This is a genomic window from Streptomyces sp. NPDC086147 (assembly GCF_040702165.1).
Taxonomy (GTDB): domain Bacteria; phylum Actinomycetota; class Actinomycetes; order Streptomycetales; family Streptomycetaceae; genus Streptomyces.
In genome coordinates this window covers 131,675-152,252 of sequence record NZ_JBFBJO010000003.1, presented here as the reverse complement: position 1 = coordinate 152,252, position 20,578 = coordinate 131,675, and the positions used below count along the sequence as shown (strand labels likewise).

Below are 20,578 nucleotides of genomic sequence, written 5' to 3'. Positions count from 1 at the left end.
CTTCGTGGGTGTGACTGTGATCGCGACCGAAAGCCTCAGCAAGCGGTTCCCCCGGGTGACCGCTCTCGACCGGCTCTCCCTGGACATCGGGCCCGGTGTGACCGGACTGGTGGGTGCCAACGGAGCTGGCAAGTCCACGATGATCAAGATCCTGCTCGGACTCTCCCCCGCCACGGAGGGCCACGCGGAGGTGCTGGGCCTCGACGTCCGCACCTCCGGCGCCCAGATCCGCGAGCGCGTGGGATACATGCCCGAGCACGACTGCCTCCCCCCGGACGTCTCGGCCACCGAGTTCGTCGTCCACATGGCGCGCATGTCCGGGCTGCCCGCGACCGCCGCCCGCGAGCGGACGGCCGACACCCTGCGCCACGTCGGCCTGTACGAGGAGCGCTACCGCCCCATCGGCGGGTACTCGACCGGCATGAAGCAGCGGGTGAAGCTCGCCCAGGCGCTGGTCCACGACCCGAAGCTGGTCCTCCTCGACGAGCCGACCAACGGCCTCGACCCGGTGGGCCGGGACGAGATGCTCGGACTGATCCGCCGGATCTGGACCGACTTCGGCATCTCCGTCCTCGTCACCTCCCACCTCCTCGGCGAGCTGGAGCGCACCTGCGACCACGTCGTCGTCATCGACGGCGGACGCCTCCTGCGCTCCAGCTCCACCAGCGACTTCACCCGGATCACCACGACCCTCGCGGTCGAGGTCACCGACTCCGACGAGCGGCCCGACGGCACGGCGGCCCTCCGCACGGCCCTCGCCGCCGCCGGCGTCACCATCCACCCGGGCATGGAGGACGGCCTGCCCGGCGCCGGCCACGTCCTGCTCCTGGAAGCGGCGGGCGAGGAGACGTACGACCTCGTGCGCGACACCGTCGCCGAGCTCGGCCTCGGGCTCGTCCGCATGGAGCAGCGCCGCCACCACATCGCCGAGGTCTTCCGCCCGGAGGCCGCCGAGGCGTCCACGCCCCACGAGGAGGTGCCGGCCCGATGAGCACCAGGATCCCCCAGCCCTCCCAGGCCGCTCCCGACACGACCCGGATCCACAACATCGGGTACCGGTCCTACGACGGCCCGCGCCTCGGCCGGGCGTACGCGCGCCGGTCGCTCTTCTCGCAGTCCCTGCGCGGCGCGTACGGACTGGGCCGCAGCGCCAAGTCCAAGGTGCTGCCGATGCTGCTCGCCGGCGTGATGTGCGCCCCGGCGCTGATCATCGTCGCCGTCGCGGTCGCCACCAAGCAGACCAAGCTCTCGATCGAGTACACGCAGTACGCGATCTTCCTCCAGGTCGTCATCGGCATCTTCCTGGCCTCGCAGGCGCCGCAGTCCGTCTCCCGCGACCTCCGGTTCAGGACCGTGCCCCTGTACTTCTCCCGTCCGATCGAGCGCGCGGACTACGTCCTCGCCAAGTACGGGGCGATGGCGTCGGCGCTCTTCATCCTCACGGCCGTCCCGCTGCTGATCATGTGGATCGGCTCGATGCTCGCCAAGATGGACTTCGCCGAGCAGGCCAAGATGTTCGGCCAGGGGATCGTCTCCGTGGCGCTCCTCTCGCTGCTCTTCGGCGGCATCGGCCTCGTCATGGCGGCCCTGACCCCGCGCCGCGGCTTCGGCGTCGCCGCCGTCATCGGCGTCCTGACCATCTCGTACGGCGCGGTCTCGACGCTCATGGGCATCGCCTACGCCACGGAGAACCCGGGCGCCATCGAGTGGCTCGGCCTGTTCTCGCCGATCACCCTGGTCGACGGCGTGCAGACCGCCTTCCTGGGCGCACCGCCCATGTTCCCCGAGCTCGGAGGCCCGAGTGCCGGAGTCGGCGTGGTCTACCTGCTGGTCGTCCTCGCGCTGATCGCCGGCTCGTACGGCATCCTGATGCGCCGCTACCGAAAGGTCGGACTGTGACCACGCTCCACATCGACCACGTCTCCCGCTGGTTCGGAAACGTCGTGGCCGTGAACGACGTCACGATGGCGGTGGGTCCCGGCGTCACCGGTCTCCTCGGTCCCAACGGCGCCGGGAAGTCCACCCTGATCAACATGATGGGCGGCTTCCTCGACCCCTCCACCGGCACCGTCACCCTCGACGGGCGGAAGATCTGGGGGAACGAGTCGGTCTACCGCGACATCGGCGTCGTGCCCGAGCGGGAGGCGATGTACGACTTCCTGACCGGCCGCGAGTTCGTCGTGGCCAACGCCGAACTCCAGGGCCTCGGTGCCAAGGAGGCCCAGCGGGCCCTGGCCACGGTCGAGATGGAGTACGCGCAGGACCGCAAGGTCTCCACGTACAGCAAGGGCATGCGGCAGCGCGTGAAGATGGCCTCGGCCCTCGTCCACGATCCGTCGGTGCTCCTGCTCGACGAGCCGTTCAACGGCATGGACCCGCGCCAGCGCATGCAGCTGATGGATCTGCTGCGGCGGATGGGCGCGGCCGGTCGCACGGTCCTGTTCTCCTCGCACATCCTGGAGGAGGTCGAGCAGCTCGCCTCCCACATCGAGGTGATCGTGGCCGGACGGCACGCGGCCTCCGGCGACTTCCGCAAGATCCGCCGCCTCATGACGGACCGGCCGCACCGCTACCTCGTCCGCTCCAGCGACGACCGGGCCCTCGCGGCCGCGCTGATCGCCGACCCGTCCACGGCCGGCATCGAGGTCGACCACGCGGACGGCGGACTGCGCATCCAGGCGGTCGACTTCGGGCGGTTCACGGAACTGCTGCCGAAGGTCGCGCGCGAGCGGGGGATCCGTCTCCTGACGGTCTCGCCCTCGGACGAGTCCCTCGAATCGGTCTTCTCGTACCTCGTAGCGGCCTGAAAGGAGCCTGACCGATGTACAACCCCACAGTCGCCCGGCTCACCTACCGGGCCCTCCTCGGCCGCCGCAGGGCCCTGATCCTCTTCCTGCTGCCCGCCATGCTGCTGGTCATCTCGGCGGCGGTCCGCATGTTCAACGGCGCGGACGACCAGGTCGCGGCCGACGTCCTCGGCGGCTTCGCCCTGGCCACGATGGTCCCGCTGATCGGTGTCATCGCCGGCACGGGCGCGATCGGCCCCGAGATCGACGACGGCTCGATCGTCTACCTGCTGTCCAAGCCGGTGAAGCGGCCCACGATCATCTTCACGAAGCTGATCGTGGCGATCGCGGTGACGATGGTCTTCTCGGCGGTGCCGACGCTGATCGCCGGGTTCATCCTCAACGGCAACGGCCAGCAGGTGGCCGTGGCGTACACGGTGGCGGCGCTCGTGGCCTCCATCGCGTACAGCGCCCTGTTCCTGCTGCTCGGCACGGTCAGCCGGCACGCCGTGGTGATCGGCCTGGTCTACGCCCTGGTGTGGGAGGCCCTCTTCGGCTCCCTGATCGCGGGCGCCCGCACCCTGAGCGTCCAGCAGTGGGCGCTCGCCCTCGCGGAGAAGGTCACCGGCGACGGCCTGGTCACCTCCGAGGTCGGACTCCCCACGGCGGTGGTCCTCCTGGTGGCGGTCACGGTCGCGGCGACCTGGTTCGCCGGCCAGAAGCTCCGCCGACTGACCCTGGCGGGCGAGGAGTAGCCCCGAGGCCGGACACGGAAGCGGTACGGCTCCGAGGGGTGTCGCCCCCGGATCCGGGAGGCCCGCCCGGAGCCGTACCGCCACTCCCGTCCGTTCCTCGCCCGGCCGGATCGGCTCGGCCCGGCCCGGCCCGGTCCAGCCAGGGGCTCGGCCCGTTCCTCAGACCGTCCGGTTCCGGGCCGCGAGGAGCCCCACGGCCAGGGCCGTCGCGCAGACGCCGAGGACCGCGCAGATCGGCGGGGTCCAGGAGCCGGTGGCCTGGTGGAGGGTGCCGGCGGCCAGCGGGCCCGCGGCGGCGAGCAGATAGCCGACCGTCTGGGACATCCCCGAGAGTCCGGCCGCGGTCACCGCGTCCCCGGAGCGCAGCACGATCAGGGTCAGGGCGAGCCCGACCGCGCCGCCCTGACCGACGCCGAGGAGCGCCGACCAGAGCCAGGCGCCCTCCACCGGCGCCACCATCAGACCGGCGTAACCGGCCGCGACAAGGGTGGTGACGAGCACGATCAGCGGACGCTGGCTCCGCATCCGTCCGGCGAGCAGCGGCACCACGAAGGCGCCCGCCACCTGCACCAGGTTGTTGAAGGCGAAGACCACGCCGGCGGTGGAGCGGTCCATCCCGTGGTCGACGAGGATCGTCGGCATCCAGGCGATCAGCACGTACGTCCAGAGGGACTGCAGGCCCATGAAGAGGGTGACCTGCCAGGCGAGCGCCGAGCGCCAGACGTTCACCGGGCGGGTGCCGCCGGCCGGGACGGCCCGTACCGCGTGACCCGTACGGCCGCGCGCGATCAGCACCTGGGGGAGCCAGGCGAGCGCCGCCACCGCGGCGAGCAGCGACCAGAAGCCGAGGGAGGCCTCCCAGCCGCCGCCCAGGGCCTTCTCCAGGGGGACGGCCGCCGCCGCGGCCACCGTGGCGCCCGCGATCATCGCGCCCGTGTAGACCGAGGTCATCGTCGCGGCCCGGTCCGGGAAGTCGCGCTTGATCAGGCCCGGCATGAGCACGTTGAGCAGGGCGATCGCCGTTCCGACGAGGACCCCGCCGCCGTACAGCGCGTACACGGACGGCAGGACGCGCGCGAGGATGCCGGCGCCGAGCAGCAGGAGCGCCGCGAACAGCACGCGTTCGGCGCCGAACCGGCGCCCCAGCCACGGCGCGACCGCCGCGCCCGCGCCCAGGAAGAGCACCGGCACCGAGGTGACGAGCGAACTCGCGGCCGCGGAGAGCCCGAAGGCGGCGGATATCTCGCCGGCCAGGGGCGCCACGCTTGCCAGGGCGGCCCGCATGTTGAGCGAGGCCAGCACGATCCCGACGAGGAGCAGCGCCGGATGCGCGAGCAGGGCGCGCCGGGCCGCCGCCCCCGTCACCGAGGGCCGGACCCCGGCCTCCGCGTCGACGAGCACGGGCGCCGCCGCGCCGCCCGCCTCCGAACCGGACGTACGCGCTCCGGACGTAGGGACTTCGGACGTGCGGGCTCCGGACGTGCGCGCTCCGGTGCTCATCGGGACCGCTCCGTCAGCGCCGCGACCGTCTCCATCGGCACCCGCAGCAGTTCGCGGGCCTGGCGCTCCGCCGCCTCCGGGTCGCCCGCCTCGACGGCGGCCACCAGGGCCTCGTGGGCGTCGATGTCGACCGGCGGCATCTCCCGGTCGCCGAGCGCCTCCACCAGGACCTCGTGGACCTGGGCGGAGAAGAAGCGGTACACCTCCACGAAGGCCGCGTTGTGGGTCGCGCCGACGACCGCCAGGTGGAAGGCGAGGTCCGCGTCGGCGTCCCGGTCGCCCTCCTCCCGCAGGGTGGTCAGGGCGGCCCGCAGCCGCAGCAGGTCGTGGGTGTCGCGCCGGGCCGCCGCGAGCCGGGCGGCCTCGGCCTCCAGGGCGACCCGCAGTTCGAGCACGTCGGCCGCGCCCGCGTGCCGGACCCCGCGCAGGACGGCCGCCGGGTCCGCGGTGGACCGGACGAAGGTGCCGTTGCCCTGCCGGGACTCCAGGAGACCGGCGTGGACGAGGACCCGGACGGCCTCGCGGACGGTGTTGCGGCCCACGCCGAGCTGCTGCGCGAGTTCGTGCTCGGTGGGGATGCGGTCGCCGACCGCCCACTCCCCGTCCGCGAGCTGACCGCGGAGCTGCTCCACCGCGGAGTCCACCAGTGAGGTCCGTCCCGCCGCCCTGAGTGCCATGCCGTTCCGCCCTCTTCGTTCGCCCGGTTGCCCGGTCATCCTACAACTCAGTATCCCGAGGACACGGAGCTACTGTGGGGCCGTACGCGGACCGCACACCCTCATCACCCTCGGGAGTCAGTCATGTCAGACCGCTTCGACGTCGTCGTACTCGGAGCCGGCCCCGGCGGTTACGTCGCCGCCATCCGCTCCGCCCAGCTGGGCAAGCGGGTCGCGGTCGTCGAGGAGAAGTACTGGGGCGGCGTCTGTCTGAACGTCGGCTGCATCCCCACCAAGGCGCTGCTGCGCAACGCCGAACTCGCCCACATCTTCCAGCACGAGGCCAAGACCTTCGGCATCAAGGTCGACGGCACCGTCTCCTTCGACTACACGGAGGCGTTCCGCCGCAGCCGTACGGTCGCGGACGGCCGCGTCAAGGGCGTCCACTACCTGATGAAGAAGAACGGGATCACCGAGTTCGACGGCCGGGGCACCTTCCTCGACGCGAACACCCTCCAGGTGGCCAAGTCCGACGGCACCACGCAGACGATCGCCTTCGACAACTGCATCATCGCCACCGGCGCCACCCCGCGCCTGCTGCCGGGCACCTCCCGCACCGACCGCGTCGTGACGTACGAGGAGCAGATCCTCGCCGAGGACGCCCCGAAGTCGATCGTCATCGCCGGCGCCGGCGCGATCGGCATCGAGTTCGCGTACGTCCTGAACAACTACGGCACCAAGGTCACGATCGTCGAGTTCCTCGACCGCGTCGCCCCGCTGGAGGACGAGGACGTCTCCAAGGAGCTGGCGAAGCAGTACCGCAAGCTCGGCATCGACGTCCTGACCTCGACCCGCGTCGAGTCCATCGACGAGTCCGGCCCGCAGGTCCGCGTCACCGTCACCGCCAAGGACGGCTCCCAGAAGGTCCTGGAGGCCGACAAGGTCCTCCAGGCGATCGGCTTCGCCCCGAACGTCACCGGCTTCGGCCTGGAGAACACCGGCGTCGCCCTGACCGAGCGCGGCGCGATCGACGTCGACGGCCGCTGCCGCACCTCCGTGCCGCACATCTACGCCATCGGCGACGTCACCGCGAAGCTGATGCTCGCGCACACCGCCGAGGCCATGGGCGTCATCGCCTCCGAGACCATCGCGGACGCCGAGACGATGGAGCTCGACTACCCGATGATCCCGCGCGCCACCTACTGCCAGCCGCAGATCGCCAGCTTCGGCTGGACCGAGAAGCAGGCGCGCGAGAAGGGCTTCGACGTCAAGGTCGCGAAGTTCCCCTTCACCGCGAACGGCAAGGCGCACGGCCTCGGCGACGCCACCGGCTTCGTCAAGATCGTCGCGGACGCGAAGTACGGCGAGATCATCGGCGCCCACCTGATCGGCCCCGACGTCACCGAGCTGCTGCCCGAGCTGACCCTGGCCCAGCAGTGGGACCTCACGGTCCACGAGGTCGCCCGGAACGTCCACGCGCACCCGACCCTGGGCGAGGCCGTGAAGGAGGCGATCCACGGGATCGCCGGACACATGATCAATTTCTGAGGCGCCTCCCGTGGCCTGACAGGTCCGGGTGATAGGCACTGAGAGGTGCCGAGCGAACGGGCGCCGCACGAGAAGGCGCCGAGCAGAACCCCTCCGGGTGGCGAACCGTCCCGGCCGATCAGGTCGTGGGTGCGTTCGTCACCCGGCACGCACGCGTGGCTGGCGGTCATCGCGCTCACCAGCCTCGTCCTCGCACTCGCCCCCACCGGCGTGCGGGACTACTTCCTCCACGGCAACAGCAGCAACCTGCACCAGCTCGCGCACCATCCGGTGCGGGCCCTGATCGGCAGCGCGTTCTGGATCGAGGACCCGGCCGGCATCGTGCTGTACGCGGCGCTCTTCGAGCTGCTGCACGCGCCCGTGGAGCGGTGGCTCGGCACCGCGAAGTGGCTCTTCACCGTCGCCGCCGCGCACGTCACGGCGACGCTCGTCAGCCAGCAGGTGGTCCTGGCGGCCATCCGCCTCCACGACGTGCCGCGCAGCATGGCGCACGTCGTCGACATCGGGGTCAGCTACGGGCTCGCCGCCTCGGCGGGCGTCCTCGCCCACCGCCTCGCCCGCCCCTGGCGCTGGTTCTACCTCGCGGGCGTGACCGCGTTCTTCGCCGTCCCGCTCGTCACCGACCGCACGTACACCGATCTCGGCCACGTGATCGCCCTGGCCGTCGGCGTCGCCTGCCGTCCGCTGACGCGCGGAAAACCGGTCGCACACGAACAGCGACCCGGCGCACACTAGTCGTACGGGGGACACGGGGGATCTCCCGGAGGAGAGGGGCGGCCGCTTCGAGCGCGCGGACCGAGGTCCGCGCGGGCCGCCCCCTCCTTTTCGAACGCTTCGGGCCGGTTCAGCCGGCCAGCAGTCGCTCCAGGACGATCGCGATGCCGTCCTCCTCGTTCGAGGTGGTCACCTCGTCGGCCACCGCCCGCAGCTCCGCGTGCGCGTTGCCCATGGCCACGCCGTGGGCCGCCCAGCCGAACATCGGGATGTCGTTGGGCATGTCGCCGAAGGCGATCGTCTCCGCCGCCTTCACGCCCAGCCGGCGCGCGGCGAGCGAGAGTCCCGTCGCCTTGCTGAGGCCGAGCGGGAGGATCTCCACGATGCCGGGGCCCGCCATGACGATGTCCACGAGCCCGCCGACCGTGGCGCGGGCGGCCCGGGTCAGCTCGTCGTCGGTCAGCACCGGGTGCTGGATGTAGAGCTTGGTCAGCGGCGCCGACCACAGCTCCGACGGGTCCTCGTACGGCACGTACGGCAGCGGACCCTCGTGGACCTGGTAGCCGGGGCCCATCAGGACCTCGCCCTCCAGGCCGTCGCGGCTCGCGGCGAGGGCCAGCGGGCCCACCTCGGCCTCGATCTTGGACAGGGCGAGCCCGGCGAGCTGCCGGTCCAGGGTCAGCGAGGTCAGCAGCCGGTGCTCACCGGCGTGGTAGACCTGCGCGCCCTGCCCGCACACCGCGATCCCCTCGTAGCCGAGGTCGTCGAGGATGTGCCGGGTCCAGGGCACCGCCCGGCCGGTGACCACGATGTGGGCTGCGCCCGCCGCCGTCGCGGCGGCGAGCGCGTCCCGCGTACGGGCCGAGACGGACTCGTCGGACCGCAGCAGCGTCCCGTCGAGGTCCGTCGCGACCAGGCGGTAGGGGAAGGCGCTCACTTGGCGATCGGCTCCAGGACCTCGCGGCCGCCGAGGTAGGGCCGGAGCACCTCGGGCACCCGCACCGAACCGTCGGCCAGCTGGTGGTTCTCCAGGATCGCCACGATCGTGCGCGGTACGGCGCACAGCGTGCCGTTCAGGGTGGCCAGCGGCTGCACCGTCTTCTTGCCGCCCTGCTCGTCGCGCATGCGGACGGAGAGGCGGCGGGCCTGGAAGCTGTCGCAGTTCGAGGCCGAGGTCAGCTCGCGGTACTTGCCCTGCGTCGGGATCCACGCCTCGCAGTCGAACTTGCGGGAGGCGGAGGAGCCGAGGTCACCGGTGGCGACGTCGATGACCTGGAACGGCAGCTCCAGACCGGTCAGCCACTGCTTCTCCCAGTCCAGGAGGCGCTTGTGCTCGTTCTCCGCGTCCTCGGGCGCGACGTACGAGAACATCTCGACCTTGTCGAACTGGTGGACGCGGAAGATGCCGCGGGTGTCCTTGCCGTACGTGCCGGCCTCGCGGCGGAAGCAGGGCGAGAAGCCCGCGTACCGCAGCGGCAGCTTGTCGGCGTCGATGATCTCGTCCATGTGGTACGCGGCGAGGGGGACCTCGGAGGTGCCGACGAGGTAGTAGTCGTCCTTCTCCAGGTGGTACACGTTCTCCGCGGCCTGGCCGAGGAAGCCGGTGCCCTCCATGGCGCGCGGGCGGACAAGCGCGGGGGTCAGCATGGGGATGAAGCCGGCCTCGGTGGCCTGGGCGATCGCCGCGTTGACCAGGGCCAGCTCCAGGAGGGCGCCGACGCCGGTCAGGTAGTAGAAGCGCGAACCGGAGACCTTGGCTCCCCGCTCCACGTCGATGGCGCCGAGCGCCTCGCCCAGCTCCAGGTGGTCCTTGGGCTCGAAGCCCTCGGCCGCGAAGTCGCGGATGGTGCCGTGCGTCTCCAGGACGACGAAGTCCTCCTCGCCGCCGACCGGGACGTCCGTGTGGACGATGTTCCCGAGCTGGAGCAGCAGGCGCTTGGCCGTCTCGTCGGCCTCGTTCTGCTCGGCCTCGGCGGCCTTGACGTCGGTCTTGAGCTGATCGGCCTTCTTCAGGAGCTCGGCGCGCTCCTCCGGGGTGGCCCTGGGGATCAGCTTGCCGAGCGCCTTCTGCTCGGATCGGAGCTCGTCGAAGCGGACGCCGGACGACCTGCGCCGCTCATCGGCGGAGAGCAGGGCGTCGACGAGGGAGACGTCCTCTCCACGGGCGCGCTGGGAGGCGCGAACACGGTCGGGGTCCTCACGGAGCAGGCGAAGGTCAATCACCCCACCAGGCTACCGGTGCGCGTTCGCACGACCCCACCGGATAAGAGGGCGTGTGCCGTTTCACCCGAATTGCCACATTCGGAAATTCCGGGTGCGAGGCGAGCGCGTCTAGTTATCCACAGGCTGTGTGGAAAATCTGTGGACTACGGAAAGAGTCCCAGGCCTTTCCCTCTCCGCGCCTGAGAAATCCGTGATCGAACGGCATCGAGACACTCATTCGGGTGGGAATCACTCACTCCGAAGAGTGGGTCCATCGGGGGATGCTGACGAAGGCGCAGGTGGAGCGCTGTGGATGGCGTCCCGGTCGAGGGGGGAGTTGAGAGAGTGGTCAGGGTGATTTGTCGACCTTGCCGGAGTGCGGTGTCGACTTGTCCCCAGGTCCGGTGGAATGCCTGTGGATAACCTCTGTGGGTAACCGAAAAGTATGCAGGTAGGACTAGTGGTTCGCACCTGTGGACGACCGCGCACGCTGCCGGGGGCGATCCGCCATTCTCGGGTCAGGCCCGACCGTCCTGGGCCCTCGCCAACCAGTCGGAGGCCGCCATGAACTCCTCGTCCGAGGTGCCGCGCCGCAGCGCCCGCACGTCCTCGACCGCGACGCCCGCCCTCGGGTACGAGCCGAGGAACCGCACCTTGGGGCACATCCGCTTGAGCCCCATCAGCGCCTCGCCGACCCGCCGGTCCGCGATATGGCCCTCGGCGTCCACGGCGAAGCAGTAGTTCCCGATCCCCGCCCCCGTGGGACGGGACTGAATCAGCATCAGGTTCACCCCGCGCACCGCGAATTCCTGGAGCAGTTCGAGGAGGGCACCCGGATGATCGTCACCCAGCCACAGCACCACCGAGGTCTTGTCCGCGCCCGTCGGGGCCGCGGGCCGGGCCGGCCGGCCCACCAGCACGAACCGGGTCTCGGCGTTCTCCGCGTCGTGGATCTCGGTGACCAGCGCTTCGAGCCCGTACGTCGCCGCCGCGAACTCCCCCGCGAAGGCGGCGTCGAAGCGGCCCTCCCGCACCAGCCGGGCCCCGTCCGCGTTGGACGCGGCCGACTCCCACACCGCTTCGGGCAGGTGCTTCCGCAGCCAGTTCCGGACCTGCGGCTGTGCCACCGGGTGGCCCGTGACCGTCTTGATCTCCGAGAGCGCGGTCCCGGGACGCACGAGCAGCGCGAAGGCGATCGGCAGGAGCACCTCGCGGTAGATCACCAGCGGCTCGCCGGAGGCCAGTTCGTCCAGGGTCGCGGTCACCCCGCCCTCGACCGAGTTCTCGATCGGGACGAGCGCGGCGGCGGCCTCCCCGTTCCGTACGGCGTCGAGGGCGGCCGGGACCGAGACCATGGGGACGAGTTCCCGTGTCGCGGCCTCGGGCAGCGTGCGTAGCGCCGCTTCGGTGAAGGTGCCTTCGGGGCCGAGATAGGTGTACCGGGTGGCGGACATACCGTCACCCTAATGGTCGCCGGGGGCCATCGACGGCCGTCCGCCGGACGCCGCTCCCCGTCGGCGACCGCCCGCCGGCTCCCTGTCCTGTCACCCGTACACCGGCGCGCCACCCGGTCGTCGGCCGGGCGTCTCGCGTCGCTCGCGGCCCGGGCGGCCTCACGCCTCCAGGAGGCGCTGGCCCACGTACTCGCCCTCGGCGGGACCGCCCGGCACCGCGAAGAGGCCGCTCGACTCGTGACGGATGAAGGGGGACAGCGCGTCGCCCCGGTCGAGCTTGCGCTGCACCGGGACGAAGCCCCGGAGCGGGTCCGCCTGCCAGCAGATGAAGAGCAGACCGGCGTCCGGCGTCCCGTCCGGACCGATGCCGTCGTGGAAGGAGAACGGCCTGCGCAGCATCGCCGCCCCGCCGTTCTGTTCGGGGGCGGAGATCCGGGAGTGGGCGTTGTCGGGGATGACCGTCCCGCCGTCGGGGCCGCGCTTGTCCAGGTCGAGTTCGGTGGTCTCGGTGCCACCGGTGAGCGGGGCCCCGTCGGACTTCCGGCGCCCGATCACCTTCTCCTGCCCGTCCAGCGGCAGCTTCTCCCAGTCGTCCAGGAGCATCCGGATCCGGCGCACCACCGCGTACGAACCGCCGGCCATCCACTCCTGGGCGCCGGTGGCTCCGGCCGGCACGAAGATCCGCCGGTCGAAGTCGGGGTCGGCGGGCTTCGGATTGCGGGTGCCGTCGACCTGGCCCATGAGGTTGCGGGTGGTCATCGGCCGGGCGGTGGCCCCGGCCGAGCGGTTGAAGCCGTTCATCTGCCACCGCACCCGGGCGGCGTCGCCCGCGTCCTTCTGCACGGCGCGCAGGGCGTGGAAGGCGACGAGGGCGTCGTCGGCACCGATCTGCACCCACAGATCGCCCTCCGAGCGCCGGGGATCCAGGGCGTCCGAGGAGAAGGCCGGCAGCGGGTCGAGCCCGGCGGGGCGCCGGGCGGCGAGACCGGTGCGGTCGAAGAAGGTGCGGCCGAAGCCGAAGGTGACCGTGAGGGAGGAGGGTCCCGCGTCGAGCGCGACCCCGGTGTCCTGGGCCGGAGCCTTGCCCGACATCAGCGTCTTCGCCGTGGCCGACCAGCGGCGCATCAGGGCGACGGCCTCCTTGCGTCCGGCGCCGGGAGCGAGGTCGAAGGCGACCAGGTGGCCGCGGGACTGGAGGGGGGTGGTGATGCCCGCCTGATGTTTCCCGTGAAACATCACCTCGGTCGAGCCGACGGTGGTCAGGGCCTCCGGACCGCCGGAGCCGTTCGCGGAGGCGGTGCCGTCACCGGACACGGCCGCCGAGATCCCGGCGCCGCCAGCCACGCCGACGGCCAGACCGGCCGCGCCCGCCGCACCGACGGTGCCGAGCAGCCGCCGCCGGGAGATCTCGACCCGGGTGGCCTCGGTCAGGGGGGCCGCGGCCCGAGGGGTCTCGGGGCCGGAGGTCTCGGGCCGGGACGTCTTGGTCCGGGACGCCTTGAGGTTGTCGCGCTCGCTCACGGGGGGTCAGCCGATCTTCACGTTCTTGTCGATGGTGGTCTGATCGATGTCGGAGGTACGGACGGTCACCTGGATCCGCCACTCGCCGGGCATCGGGATCTGGACGCCGCTCGCGCTCCAGTGTCCGGCCTGGATGCGGTCGGGGGCGACGGGCAGCGGGCCCACGGCCTTGGCCTCCAGGGTGAGGGCGACCTTGATCTCGGGTACGTCCAGCGGCTTGCCGTCGGGGCGCTCGACGTAGAGGTGGAGCCCGTTGGCGCCGGTGCGGCCGGGGTCGAGGCTGAGCCGGACGACGCCCTTGCCGTCGACGCCGCCGGTGTCGAAGGGAAGCCGGATGTCGACGGGCCGGTCGGGCACGGCGGCCGGGCCGGAGGCGGCGGTGGACCGCCCGGCCTCCTCCTCGGTGCGTCCGGGCTCGGTCGCGGTGAGGACGGTGGTCACGACGAGGAGGACGACGGCGACGGCGGCCTCGGTCAGCACCGAGCGGCGCAGTCCGGACCGCTCCGGGTCGGCGTCCCGCTCCCGCTTGCGCCGGGCGGTGGCGACGGCGGCCCGCTGCCGGGCGAGCTGGGCGGCCCGCTCGGGGGCGATGTGGCGGTCGGCGTCGGAGTCGTCCGGGCCGGCGCCGGAGTCGACGGAGGGGTCGATGTCAGGGTCGTCGTCGGGGGCGGCTCCGGAAGCCGTGTCGGCCTCTTCGGTCTCGGAAGTCTCGTCGTTCTCGATCCCCTCTACCGCCTCCTCGTCCGTCTTCTCCGCCGAAGGCAGGTCCGCGAGCCGTTGGGTCCAGCGGCGGGAGATCCAGGCGATCCCGACGAGAACGCCCATCAGGCTGATCTTGACGAGCAGGAGCTGTCCGTAGCGGGTGCCGGTCAGGGCCGACCAGGAGCCGACCTGGCGCCAGGACTGGTAGATCCCGGTGGCCACGAGGACGGCCACGGAGGCGAAGGCGACCTTGGAGAAGCGTTCGACCGCGACGCGTTCGACGGAGGGCGTCCGGTAGAGGGCGACGAGCAGCACCGTGAGGCCGCCGAGCCAGGTGGCCACGGCGAGGAGGTGCAGGATGTCCACGGGCATGGCGATGCCCGGCTGGATCCCGGTCGAGGCGTGCTCGGCCAGGGCCCAGGTGCCGGCGATCCCGGCGGCCACCACGGTGCCGCCGATGCCGAGGCCGAAGACGAGGTCCTTCTTCTCCTTCGGGTCGGTGCGCCGGGTGTAGGAGCCGAAGAGGACGGCCACGAAGAGGGCGGCCGCGCCGAGCAGCAGCAGCCGGGAGGTGAGCGCGGCCCCGGTCTTCGTCTCCAGGACGCTCTTCAGGCCCGCCAGGTCGAAGGCGTCGGCGAGTTCGCCGGAGCCGGTGTACGGGTTGCGCAGGAGCAGCATCACCAGCGTGGCGCCGGTGAGGGTGAGCCAGGCCCGTACCACCGTCCGCTGCACCGGGCGGACGCCCGCGCCGCGCGGCCAGCAGACCAGGACGAAGGCGCCGCCGCCGACGAGGACGGCGAAACCGGCGTACGAGAGGTAGCGCGCGATGCCGTAGAGGGCGCCGACGAGCCCGCCGCCGGGCTCCCGGTCGGGCAGGGCGACGGAGGTCGCGGACGGGGCGCCGATGGAGAAGGTGAAGGCCCCGGCGATGGGGTGGCTGTCGGCCGAGACGGTCTGCCAGGCCACGGTGTACGTGCCGTCGGGCAGTCCGGCGCGGAGCTCCACCCCGTACCGGACGATGGAGCCGCTGCACAGGTCGCGTATCTCGCCGGTGTCGGCCCGCCGCCCCGCCGGGTCGAGGACCCGGATGGAGTCGGCGCTCATGGCGACCTGCTCGGAGAAGGTGAGGTTGACCTCCTTGGGAGCGGTGGCGACCACCGCCCCGTCCTGCGGGTCGCTGCCGGTGAGCGCCGCGTGCGCGGAGGCGGGCGCGGCGCCGGCGAGCAGCGTGCCGAGGAGCGCGGCCGCGAGGATCAGCAGCCGTGCCAGGGCGGTACCGAGGCGCGGGGCGGTGGTTGTCATCTCTGGGTCACTCCGTCAGTTCTGTGCGAACCGGCTCTGTATGAACCGGCTCCGTCCGAACCGGTTCTGTGCGGACTCCGTCAACGCGTTCAGTGCTGCTTCGGGTTGTGGTTGGCGGCCTCGACGGGAAGGTCGACCTTGATCGGGTCGGACTTCTCGAAGTGGAGTTCGACGCTGACCTTGTCGCCCTGCTCGGGCTTCTCCTTCAGCGTCATGAACATGATGTGGTTGCCCCCGCGTGCCAGGGAGAGCTTCCCGTGCGCGGGGATGTCGAAGAACTTCACCTCCTGCATCTTCTGGTTCTTCGTCTCGTGGATCGTCACATCGTCCGAGATCGGGCTGGTGACGGAGGTCAGCCGGTCGGCCGTGTCGCCGTCGTTGGTGATGGTGAGGAAGCCGCCGGCCATGTCCATCACCGGCTGCGGCATGAACGCGCCGCTGACCTTCAGATCCGGCTTCCCGTCCCCGGCCGCGTCGGACGAGGACGAGCACCCGGTCAGCGCGAGCGAGGCGGCGAGCGCCACGGCGGCGGACAGGGCGGTGGTGCGGCGGTTCACGGGTTCTCCCCCTTGACGAGCTTCGGCAGGTCCTCGGTGTACTGCTCGGCGGTCGTGTCCTCGCCGTACAGGACGTAGCCCTGGTCGGTGGTGGGCGAGAAGGCGATCACCTGGGCGCCGTGCATGGAGACGACCTTGCCGTCCTTCTCCTTCTTCGGCGGGTCGATGCCGATGCCCATCTGCCGGGCCCCCGCCTGGATGGCGGAGAACTCGCCGGTGAGACCGGTGAACGACGGGTCGCCGGCGGCGGGCAGCCACTTGGCGAGCTCGGCGGAGGTGTCCCGCTCGGGATCGGTGGTGACGAAGACGACCTGGAGCTTGTCCTGGTCGGCCTTGGGGAGCTGCTTCCTGGCGATGGCGATGTTGCTCATCGTCATGGGGCAGACGTCGGGGCAGTGCGTGTAGCCGAAGTAGATGAGCGTCGGCTTGCCCTTGGTGCGCTCGCGCAGGTCGTACTTCTCGCCCTTGGTGTCGGTGAGGACGAGCGCGGGCTTGTCGTACGGCCGGTCCAGGACGGTCGCGGCCACGGTGGAGTCGGTGCCGCCGGAGACCTGGGCGACGGGACCCTTGCCCGTGCCGGAGGTCTCACCGTCACCGAGGCCGACGGCCGCAGTGATGCCGATCGCCGCGACGATCGCGGCGGCGGCGATGACCAGCGGGGTGCGCCGGCCGGGGCGGCCCGGACGAGCCGGACCGCCCTGGGACTCGGGGGTGTGCGTCTTCTGTGCGGACATGCTGTTTCTTTCCGTGTCCTTCGGGAGGAAGTACGGCCGTCAGGCCGAGCGGCGGCGACCGGCGAGGACGCCGAAGGCCACACCGGCCACGCCGACGAGGATGCCGACGACGCCGAGGATCCGGGCGGTGGTGTCGGAGGAGGAAGAGGAGGAGGCCGACGCGGTGTTCTTCTCCGTCTTGTCGCCCGCCTTGTCGTCGTGACCGTCCTTCTCCCCCGCCGAGGCGGAGGCGGAGGCGGAGGCGGTCGCGGTGGCGGACGGCGCGGCGCCGCCGCCGTGGTGGTCGTCGGACGCGGCGGAGAGCTTCAGGACGGGGGCCGGGTTCTGCGGCTCCTCCGCGCCCTCCTTCTGCTCCTCGATCCAGCGCACGACCTCCTTGTTGGAGTACGTCTGGACCGACTTCAGGACGAGCTCGTCGGCGTTCTCGGGAAGCTGACCGAGGGAGAGCGGGAACTGCTGGAACTGGCCGGGGCCGATCCCCGCGCCCTCGGCGGTCCAGGTGACCTTGGAGACGGCCTCGTTGATCGTCCTGCCGTGCAGCTCCAGCGGCTTGTCGAGCTTGCTCTTCGTGACCTCGGCCTTCCAGCCGGGAACGGGCTGCGGCATGACGGAGGCGAGCGGGTGGTCGAGCGGGAAGTTGACCTCCAGCTTCACGGTGGAGGCGTTGTCGCGCTCGTTCGGCACCTTGATGTTGACGGTCGCGTAGCCGCCCTTGGCGGCCTCGCCCTGCGGCTGCACGCTGACGTGCGCGAAGGCGGTGCCGGAGAGGAGCGCGACGGAGGAGAGGGCGATGCCCCCGGCGAGGGCGGCGCGGACGGCGGAGACGCGGCGGACGGAGGCGCGGCGGGCGGGGGTACGGGAAACGCTCATGGCGAAGACACTCCGGTTCGGAGAGGAACGGAACAGGACGGTGACGTCCGGCACGCCGGGGCGGAGGCCCGGGCGGGCGTGCGGACGAACGCGGTCCCGCTCCTGTCGAGCGGACCGCGTCAGGCTGCGAGGACGCAGTCGGCGGCCGGCGGGCCGCGCCTGATCACCGTGTCCCTGAGCGCCTCGGCCACCGGCGGCGGCGAGGAGTCGAAGGCCGTACGGGGGGTCCGGCGGGGCGCGGTGCGCGCCGCCGACGGCAGCCCGGCGAGCAGGGCCCGTACGAGCCGGAGCGCGGCCCGCAGCGAGCTGACCCGGGCGTGCTCAGCGAGTTCCGCCGCGCCCTGTCCGGAGAGTTCGACGAGCCGGCCGAGGGCGCGGTCGCCGCGCCGCAGCAGCCAGCCCGTGGCCAGGGCGGCGAGCAGGTGCCCCAGGAGCATGGGCAGGTCGGGCAGCAGGTTGTCGGCCGGGACGGCCGGTGCGACGGCCGCGCCGTGCCCCGCGTGGGCGTGGGCGGCGGCCGGGTCGAGTCCGGCGTCGGTGAGGATCCTGGTGGCGTCGGTGGGGGTGAGGGACGTGGCCCCCGCCCCGCAGACCAGCCGCGCCGCCATCCGGACGAGGGCGTCGTCGGCCTGGGCACCCAGGGTGAGCCGGTGCTGTCCGAGGCCGAAGAGGACGTGCAGGCCGAGCTGCCCGGCGGCGAGGGCGCCGACGACGGAGCCGAGGGAGCGTTCGCGTCCGCCGAAGAGGACGGCGACCCCGAAGACGCCGAGGAAACCGGCGGCCAGGGACCACGGGGCGACGCCCGCGCACGCCGCGAGGGCGTGGCCCAGCGCGGACAGCACGACGCAGACCGCGGTGAACACCGCGGCCCTCAGCAGCCGTGGAGCGAGCTCGGGGGCAGACATGGCGGGCCCATCATCGCACCACGCCCCCCACCGCGGTACGGCAGGTCCGGAAGGTCGCCCTTGGGGTTCTTCGGGGTGACATACACCGGCCCGCGGGCTCCGGGCATCCGCCGAACGAGCGCTCTTGACGCTCCCGGGGGCTTACGGAGCCGCCCGCCCGGCAATAGGTATCGGTACGTCGTGCCGCAGGACCACTGGTCCGCCGAGCCGATGCCGGGAGGCTGGAGCATGAGCATCTGGTGGTCACTCCATCTGCGGCGCGAAGCCGCGAGCGTGCCGCTCGCGCGCCGGCTTCTGCTGGGCACGATGGAGACGGCGGGGGTCGATCCCGACGTGTCGTACGAACTGTCGGTGGCGCTGACCGAGGCATGCGCGAACGCGGTCGAGCACGGCGGCGCGGGCGCGGATCCCGACGCGGGACAGGCGGGTCCGGGCGGGACGCTCCCGGGGGCGTACCGGGTGACGGCGTACCTGGACGGCGAGACCTGTCGCATCGAGGTGGCCGACTCGGGCCCCGGCTTCCCGTACGCGGAGGTTCGCGCGGCCGCCTCGGACGCCGAGCACGGGCGCGGGATGCGGCTGATCGAGGAGCTCTCCGACCACGTGCAGTTCGGCAACCGCTCGGCCCGGGGCGGCGCGGTGGTCAGCTTCGACAAGATCCTGAAGTGGAAGGACGCCCCATCCCTCCTCATGGCGTAGCCCCGGGAAGCGGGGGCGCGCGAGTACGGAGAAGGGCCCCCGCCGGTCGGTCGGCGGAGGCCCTTCGTGTTCCAACGTACGCGGTGGTCAGCCCTTCAGCGAGGCCATCCACGCCTCGACCTCGTCGGAGCGGCGCGGCAGCGCGTCCGAGAGGTTCCGGTTGCCGTCCTCGGTGACGAGGATGTCGTCCTCGATCCGGACGCCGATGCCCCGGTACTCCTCCGGCACGGTCAGGTCGTCGGCCTGGAAGTACAGACCCGGCTCGACGGTCAGGCACATGCCCGGTTCGAGGGTCGTGTCGACGTAGGCCTCGGTGCGCGCGGCGGCGCAGTCGTGGACGTCCATGCCGAGCATGTGGCCGGTGCCGTGCAGGGTCCAGCGGCGCTGGAGACCGAGCTCCAGGACGCGCTCGACCGGGCCCTCGACCAGGCCCCACTCGACGAGCTTCTCGGCGAGGACGCGCTGCGCGGCGTCGTGGAAGTCGCGGTAGGCGGCGCCGGGCTTCACCGCGGCGATGCCGGCCTCCTGCGCCTCGTACACGGCGTCGTAGATCTTGCGCTGGAGGTCGGTGTACCGGCCGTTGATCGGCAGGGTGCGGGTGATGTCGGCGGTGTAGAGCTCGGTGGTCTCCACTCCGGCGTCGAGCAGCAGCAGGTCGCCGGAGCGCACGTCGCCGTCGTTGCGGACCCAGTGCAGGGTGGTGGCGTGCGGGCCGGCGGCGCAGATGGAGCCGTAGCCGATGTCGTTGCCCTCGACGCGGGCGCGCAGGAAGAACGTGCCCTCGATGTAGCGCTCGCTGGTGGCCTCGGCCTTGTCGAGGACCTTGACGACGTCCTCGAAGCCGCGGGCGGTGGCGGCGCAGGCCTTCTCCAGCTCGGCGACCTCGAAGGCGTCCTTCACGAGGCGGGCCTCGGAGAGGTACACGCGCAGCTCTTCGTCGCGCTCGGCGGTGACCTTGTCGGTCAGCGCGGCCTCGATGCCGGCGTCGTGGCCGCGGACGGCGCGGACGGGGCCGGTGGCCTCCTTGAGCGCGTCGGCGAGCTCGCGCACGTCCTTGGCCGGGATGCCGAGGAGCTGCTCGGCCTCGGAGAGGGAGTGGCGGCGGCCGACCCACAGCTCGCCCTGGCCGTCGAGCCAGAACTCGCCGTTCTCGCGGTCGGAGCGCGGCAGCAGGTAGATCGTGGCCTTGTGGCCGTCCTTCGCCGGCTCCAGGACGAGGACGCCGTCCTGCGTCTGGTCGCCGGTGAGGTACGCGTACTCGGTGGAGGCGCGGAAGGCGTACTCGGTGTCGTTGGACCGGGTCTTCAGCTTGCCGGCCGGGATCACCAGGCGCTCGCCCGGGAAGCGGGCGGAGAGTGCGGCGCGGCGCTCGGCGGTCTTGTCGGCCTGGGCGATCGGCTCCAGGCCGTGCAGCTCGGTGTCGGCCCAGCCGGACTTCATGTTCTCGGCCAGCTCGTCGGACACGCCCGGGTAAAGGCCGTTCTTGCGCTGCTTGATCGGCTGGTCTTCGGTCTCTTCCGGGGTCTCCGGGGTGAGCTCCTCGGCCACGGGTCTGCCTCCTCTGGTACGACACTGAACCCCCACCATCGTACGGTCGTGCGGAAGGGGGCCCAGGGCCGGAAGACCCATTACCGGAACGTCACGGTCCGCTTACTCGGCGGACCCGGCACGCG

At 71.9% G+C, this 20,578-nt stretch carries 19 protein-coding genes; 7 read left to right on the top strand and 12 right to left on the bottom strand.

The features are described from left to right. The first annotated feature begins 16 nt into the window (after window positions 1-16). From AB0398_RS08780 to AB0398_RS08765, 4 genes are read left to right on the top strand one after another with little or no spacing between them, the layout of a single operon-like run. Window positions 17-991 (top strand): ABC transporter ATP-binding protein, encoded by a 975-nt coding sequence (locus AB0398_RS08780; protein ID WP_366373698.1) that lies wholly within the window; start codon window positions 17-19, stop codon window positions 989-991. After that, window positions 988-1,899 carry an ABC transporter permease subunit gene (locus AB0398_RS08775; RefSeq protein ID WP_366373159.1) on the top strand — a complete coding sequence of 304 codons (912 nt, stop codon included), beginning with the start codon at window positions 988-990 and terminating at the stop codon, window positions 1,897-1,899. The genes AB0398_RS08780 and AB0398_RS08775 overlap by 4 nt, the downstream gene beginning before the upstream one ends. Continuing rightward, window positions 1,896-2,807 (top strand): ABC transporter ATP-binding protein, encoded by a 912-nt coding sequence (locus tag AB0398_RS08770; protein ID WP_366373158.1) that lies wholly within the window; start codon window positions 1,896-1,898, stop codon window positions 2,805-2,807. Before AB0398_RS08775 ends, AB0398_RS08770 begins: the two co-directional genes overlap by 4 nt. 14 nt (window positions 2,808-2,821) lie before the next feature. After that, window positions 2,822-3,541: an ABC transporter permease gene (locus tag AB0398_RS08765; RefSeq protein WP_366373157.1), complete on the top strand. Its 720-nt coding sequence runs from the start codon at window positions 2,822-2,824 to the stop codon at window positions 3,539-3,541. Window positions 3,542-3,700: 159 nt separating this feature from the next. Here AB0398_RS08765 and AB0398_RS08760 read toward each other — a convergent pair whose 3' ends face one another. Both AB0398_RS08760 and AB0398_RS08755 read right to left on the bottom strand, forming a co-directional pair. After that, window positions 3,701-5,041 (bottom strand): MFS transporter, encoded by a 1,341-nt coding sequence (locus AB0398_RS08760; protein ID WP_366373156.1) that lies wholly within the window; start codon window positions 5,039-5,041, stop codon window positions 3,701-3,703. Further along, window positions 5,038-5,718 (bottom strand): FCD domain-containing protein, encoded by a 681-nt coding sequence (locus tag AB0398_RS08755; protein ID WP_366373155.1) that lies wholly within the window; start codon window positions 5,716-5,718, stop codon window positions 5,038-5,040. Before AB0398_RS08755 ends, AB0398_RS08760 begins: the two co-directional genes overlap by 4 nt. 123 nt (window positions 5,719-5,841) lie before the next feature. Here AB0398_RS08755 and lpdA point away from each other — a divergent pair, with 123 nt between their 5' ends. Both lpdA and AB0398_RS08745 read left to right on the top strand, forming a co-directional pair. After that, complete coding sequence (gene lpdA / locus AB0398_RS08750; protein ID WP_366373154.1) at window positions 5,842-7,245, top strand: dihydrolipoyl dehydrogenase; 1,404 nt, start codon at window positions 5,842-5,844, stop codon at window positions 7,243-7,245. A 129-nt stretch (window positions 7,246-7,374) separates the two neighbouring features. Then, entirely contained in the window at window positions 7,375-7,980 is a 606-nt protein-coding gene (locus tag AB0398_RS08745; protein WP_366373153.1) for a rhomboid-like protein, read from the top strand. Window positions 7,981-8,089: 109 nt separating this feature from the next. Here AB0398_RS08745 and AB0398_RS08740 read toward each other — a convergent pair whose 3' ends face one another. From AB0398_RS08740 to AB0398_RS08700, 9 genes are all read right to left on the bottom strand, one after another. Continuing rightward, entirely contained in the window at window positions 8,090-8,896 is an 807-nt protein-coding gene (locus tag AB0398_RS08740; RefSeq protein WP_366373152.1) for an HAD family hydrolase, read from the bottom strand. Beyond that, on the bottom strand, window positions 8,893-10,182 hold the full coding sequence (gene serS / locus AB0398_RS08735) for a serine--tRNA ligase (protein WP_366373151.1): 1,290 nt from the start codon (window positions 10,180-10,182) through the stop codon (window positions 8,893-8,895). The genes AB0398_RS08740 and serS overlap by 4 nt, the downstream gene beginning before the upstream one ends. Window positions 10,183-10,679: 497 nt before the next feature. Next, on the bottom strand, window positions 10,680-11,615 hold the full coding sequence (gene pheA / locus AB0398_RS08730; RefSeq protein ID WP_366373150.1) for a prephenate dehydratase: 936 nt from the start codon (window positions 11,613-11,615) through the stop codon (window positions 10,680-10,682). 159 nt (window positions 11,616-11,774) lie between these two features. After that, window positions 11,775-13,046, bottom strand: a complete 1,272-nt coding sequence (efeB, locus tag AB0398_RS08725; protein ID WP_366373696.1) for an iron uptake transporter deferrochelatase/peroxidase subunit — start codon at window positions 13,044-13,046, stop codon at window positions 11,775-11,777. Window positions 13,047-13,142: 96 nt separating this feature from the next. Further along, window positions 13,143-15,140 carry a copper resistance protein CopC gene (locus AB0398_RS08720; RefSeq protein WP_366373149.1) on the bottom strand — a complete coding sequence of 666 codons (1,998 nt, stop codon included), beginning with the start codon at window positions 15,138-15,140 and terminating at the stop codon, window positions 13,143-13,145. A gap of 89 nt (window positions 15,141-15,229) precedes the next feature. Beyond that, on the bottom strand, window positions 15,230-15,697 hold the full coding sequence (locus AB0398_RS08715; RefSeq protein ID WP_366373148.1) for a copper chaperone PCu(A)C: 468 nt from the start codon (window positions 15,695-15,697) through the stop codon (window positions 15,230-15,232). Next, complete coding sequence (locus AB0398_RS08710) at window positions 15,694-16,431, bottom strand: SCO family protein (protein WP_366373147.1); 738 nt, start codon at window positions 16,429-16,431, stop codon at window positions 15,694-15,696. Before AB0398_RS08710 ends, AB0398_RS08715 begins: the two co-directional genes overlap by 4 nt. A 39-nt stretch (window positions 16,432-16,470) precedes the next feature. Beyond that, window positions 16,471-17,301, bottom strand: coding sequence for a YcnI family protein (locus AB0398_RS08705; RefSeq protein WP_366373146.1), 831 nt, complete (start codon window positions 17,299-17,301; stop codon window positions 16,471-16,473). A gap of 119 nt (window positions 17,302-17,420) precedes the next feature. Then, the gene (locus AB0398_RS08700; protein WP_366373145.1) at window positions 17,421-18,206 is read right to left on the bottom strand and encodes a hypothetical protein; all 786 of its coding nucleotides are present in this window, start codon (window positions 18,204-18,206) and stop codon (window positions 17,421-17,423) included. Between the two features lie 228 nt (window positions 18,207-18,434). Between AB0398_RS08700 and AB0398_RS08695 the strand changes: the two genes are divergently transcribed. After that, window positions 18,435-18,905: an ATP-binding protein gene (locus AB0398_RS08695; protein WP_366373144.1), complete on the top strand. Its 471-nt coding sequence runs from the start codon at window positions 18,435-18,437 to the stop codon at window positions 18,903-18,905. A gap of 87 nt (window positions 18,906-18,992) precedes the next feature. On the opposite strand, the gene AB0398_RS08690 is transcribed toward AB0398_RS08695, so the two are convergent. Further along, window positions 18,993-20,453: an aminopeptidase P family protein gene (locus AB0398_RS08690; RefSeq protein ID WP_366373143.1), complete on the bottom strand. Its 1,461-nt coding sequence runs from the start codon at window positions 20,451-20,453 to the stop codon at window positions 18,993-18,995. Between the last annotated feature and the right edge of the window lie 125 nt (window positions 20,454-20,578).

What these genes read in the sequence shown, in the direction of transcription:
- AB0398_RS08775 (WP_366373159.1), top strand. Translation starts at nt 988, where the DNA reads ATGAGCACCAGGATCCCCCAGCCCTCCCAGGCCGCTCCCGACACGACC.
- AB0398_RS08765 (WP_366373157.1), top strand. Translation starts at nt 2,822, where the DNA reads ATGTACAACCCCACAGTCGCCCGGCTCACCTACCGGGCCCTCCTCGGC.
- AB0398_RS08760 (WP_366373156.1), bottom strand. Translation starts at nt 5,041, where the DNA reads ATGAGCACCGGAGCGCGCACGTCCGGAGCCCGCACGTCCGAAGTCCCT.
- AB0398_RS08755 (WP_366373155.1), bottom strand. Translation starts at nt 5,718, where the DNA reads ATGGCACTCAGGGCGGCGGGACGGACCTCACTGGTGGACTCCGCGGTG.
- lpdA (WP_366373154.1), top strand. Translation starts at nt 5,842, where the DNA reads ATGTCAGACCGCTTCGACGTCGTCGTACTCGGAGCCGGCCCCGGCGGT.
- pheA (WP_366373150.1), bottom strand. Translation starts at nt 11,615, where the DNA reads ATGTCCGCCACCCGGTACACCTATCTCGGCCCCGAAGGCACCTTCACC.
- AB0398_RS08720 (WP_366373149.1), bottom strand. Translation starts at nt 15,140, where the DNA reads ATGACAACCACCGCCCCGCGCCTCGGTACCGCCCTGGCACGGCTGCTG.
- AB0398_RS08710 (WP_366373147.1), bottom strand. Translation starts at nt 16,431, where the DNA reads ATGTCCGCACAGAAGACGCACACCCCCGAGTCCCAGGGCGGTCCGGCT.
- AB0398_RS08705 (WP_366373146.1), bottom strand. Translation starts at nt 17,301, where the DNA reads ATGAGCGTTTCCCGTACCCCCGCCCGCCGCGCCTCCGTCCGCCGCGTC.
- AB0398_RS08700 (WP_366373145.1), bottom strand. Translation starts at nt 18,206, where the DNA reads ATGTCTGCCCCCGAGCTCGCTCCACGGCTGCTGAGGGCCGCGGTGTTC.
- AB0398_RS08695 (WP_366373144.1), top strand. Translation starts at nt 18,435, where the DNA reads ATGAGCATCTGGTGGTCACTCCATCTGCGGCGCGAAGCCGCGAGCGTG.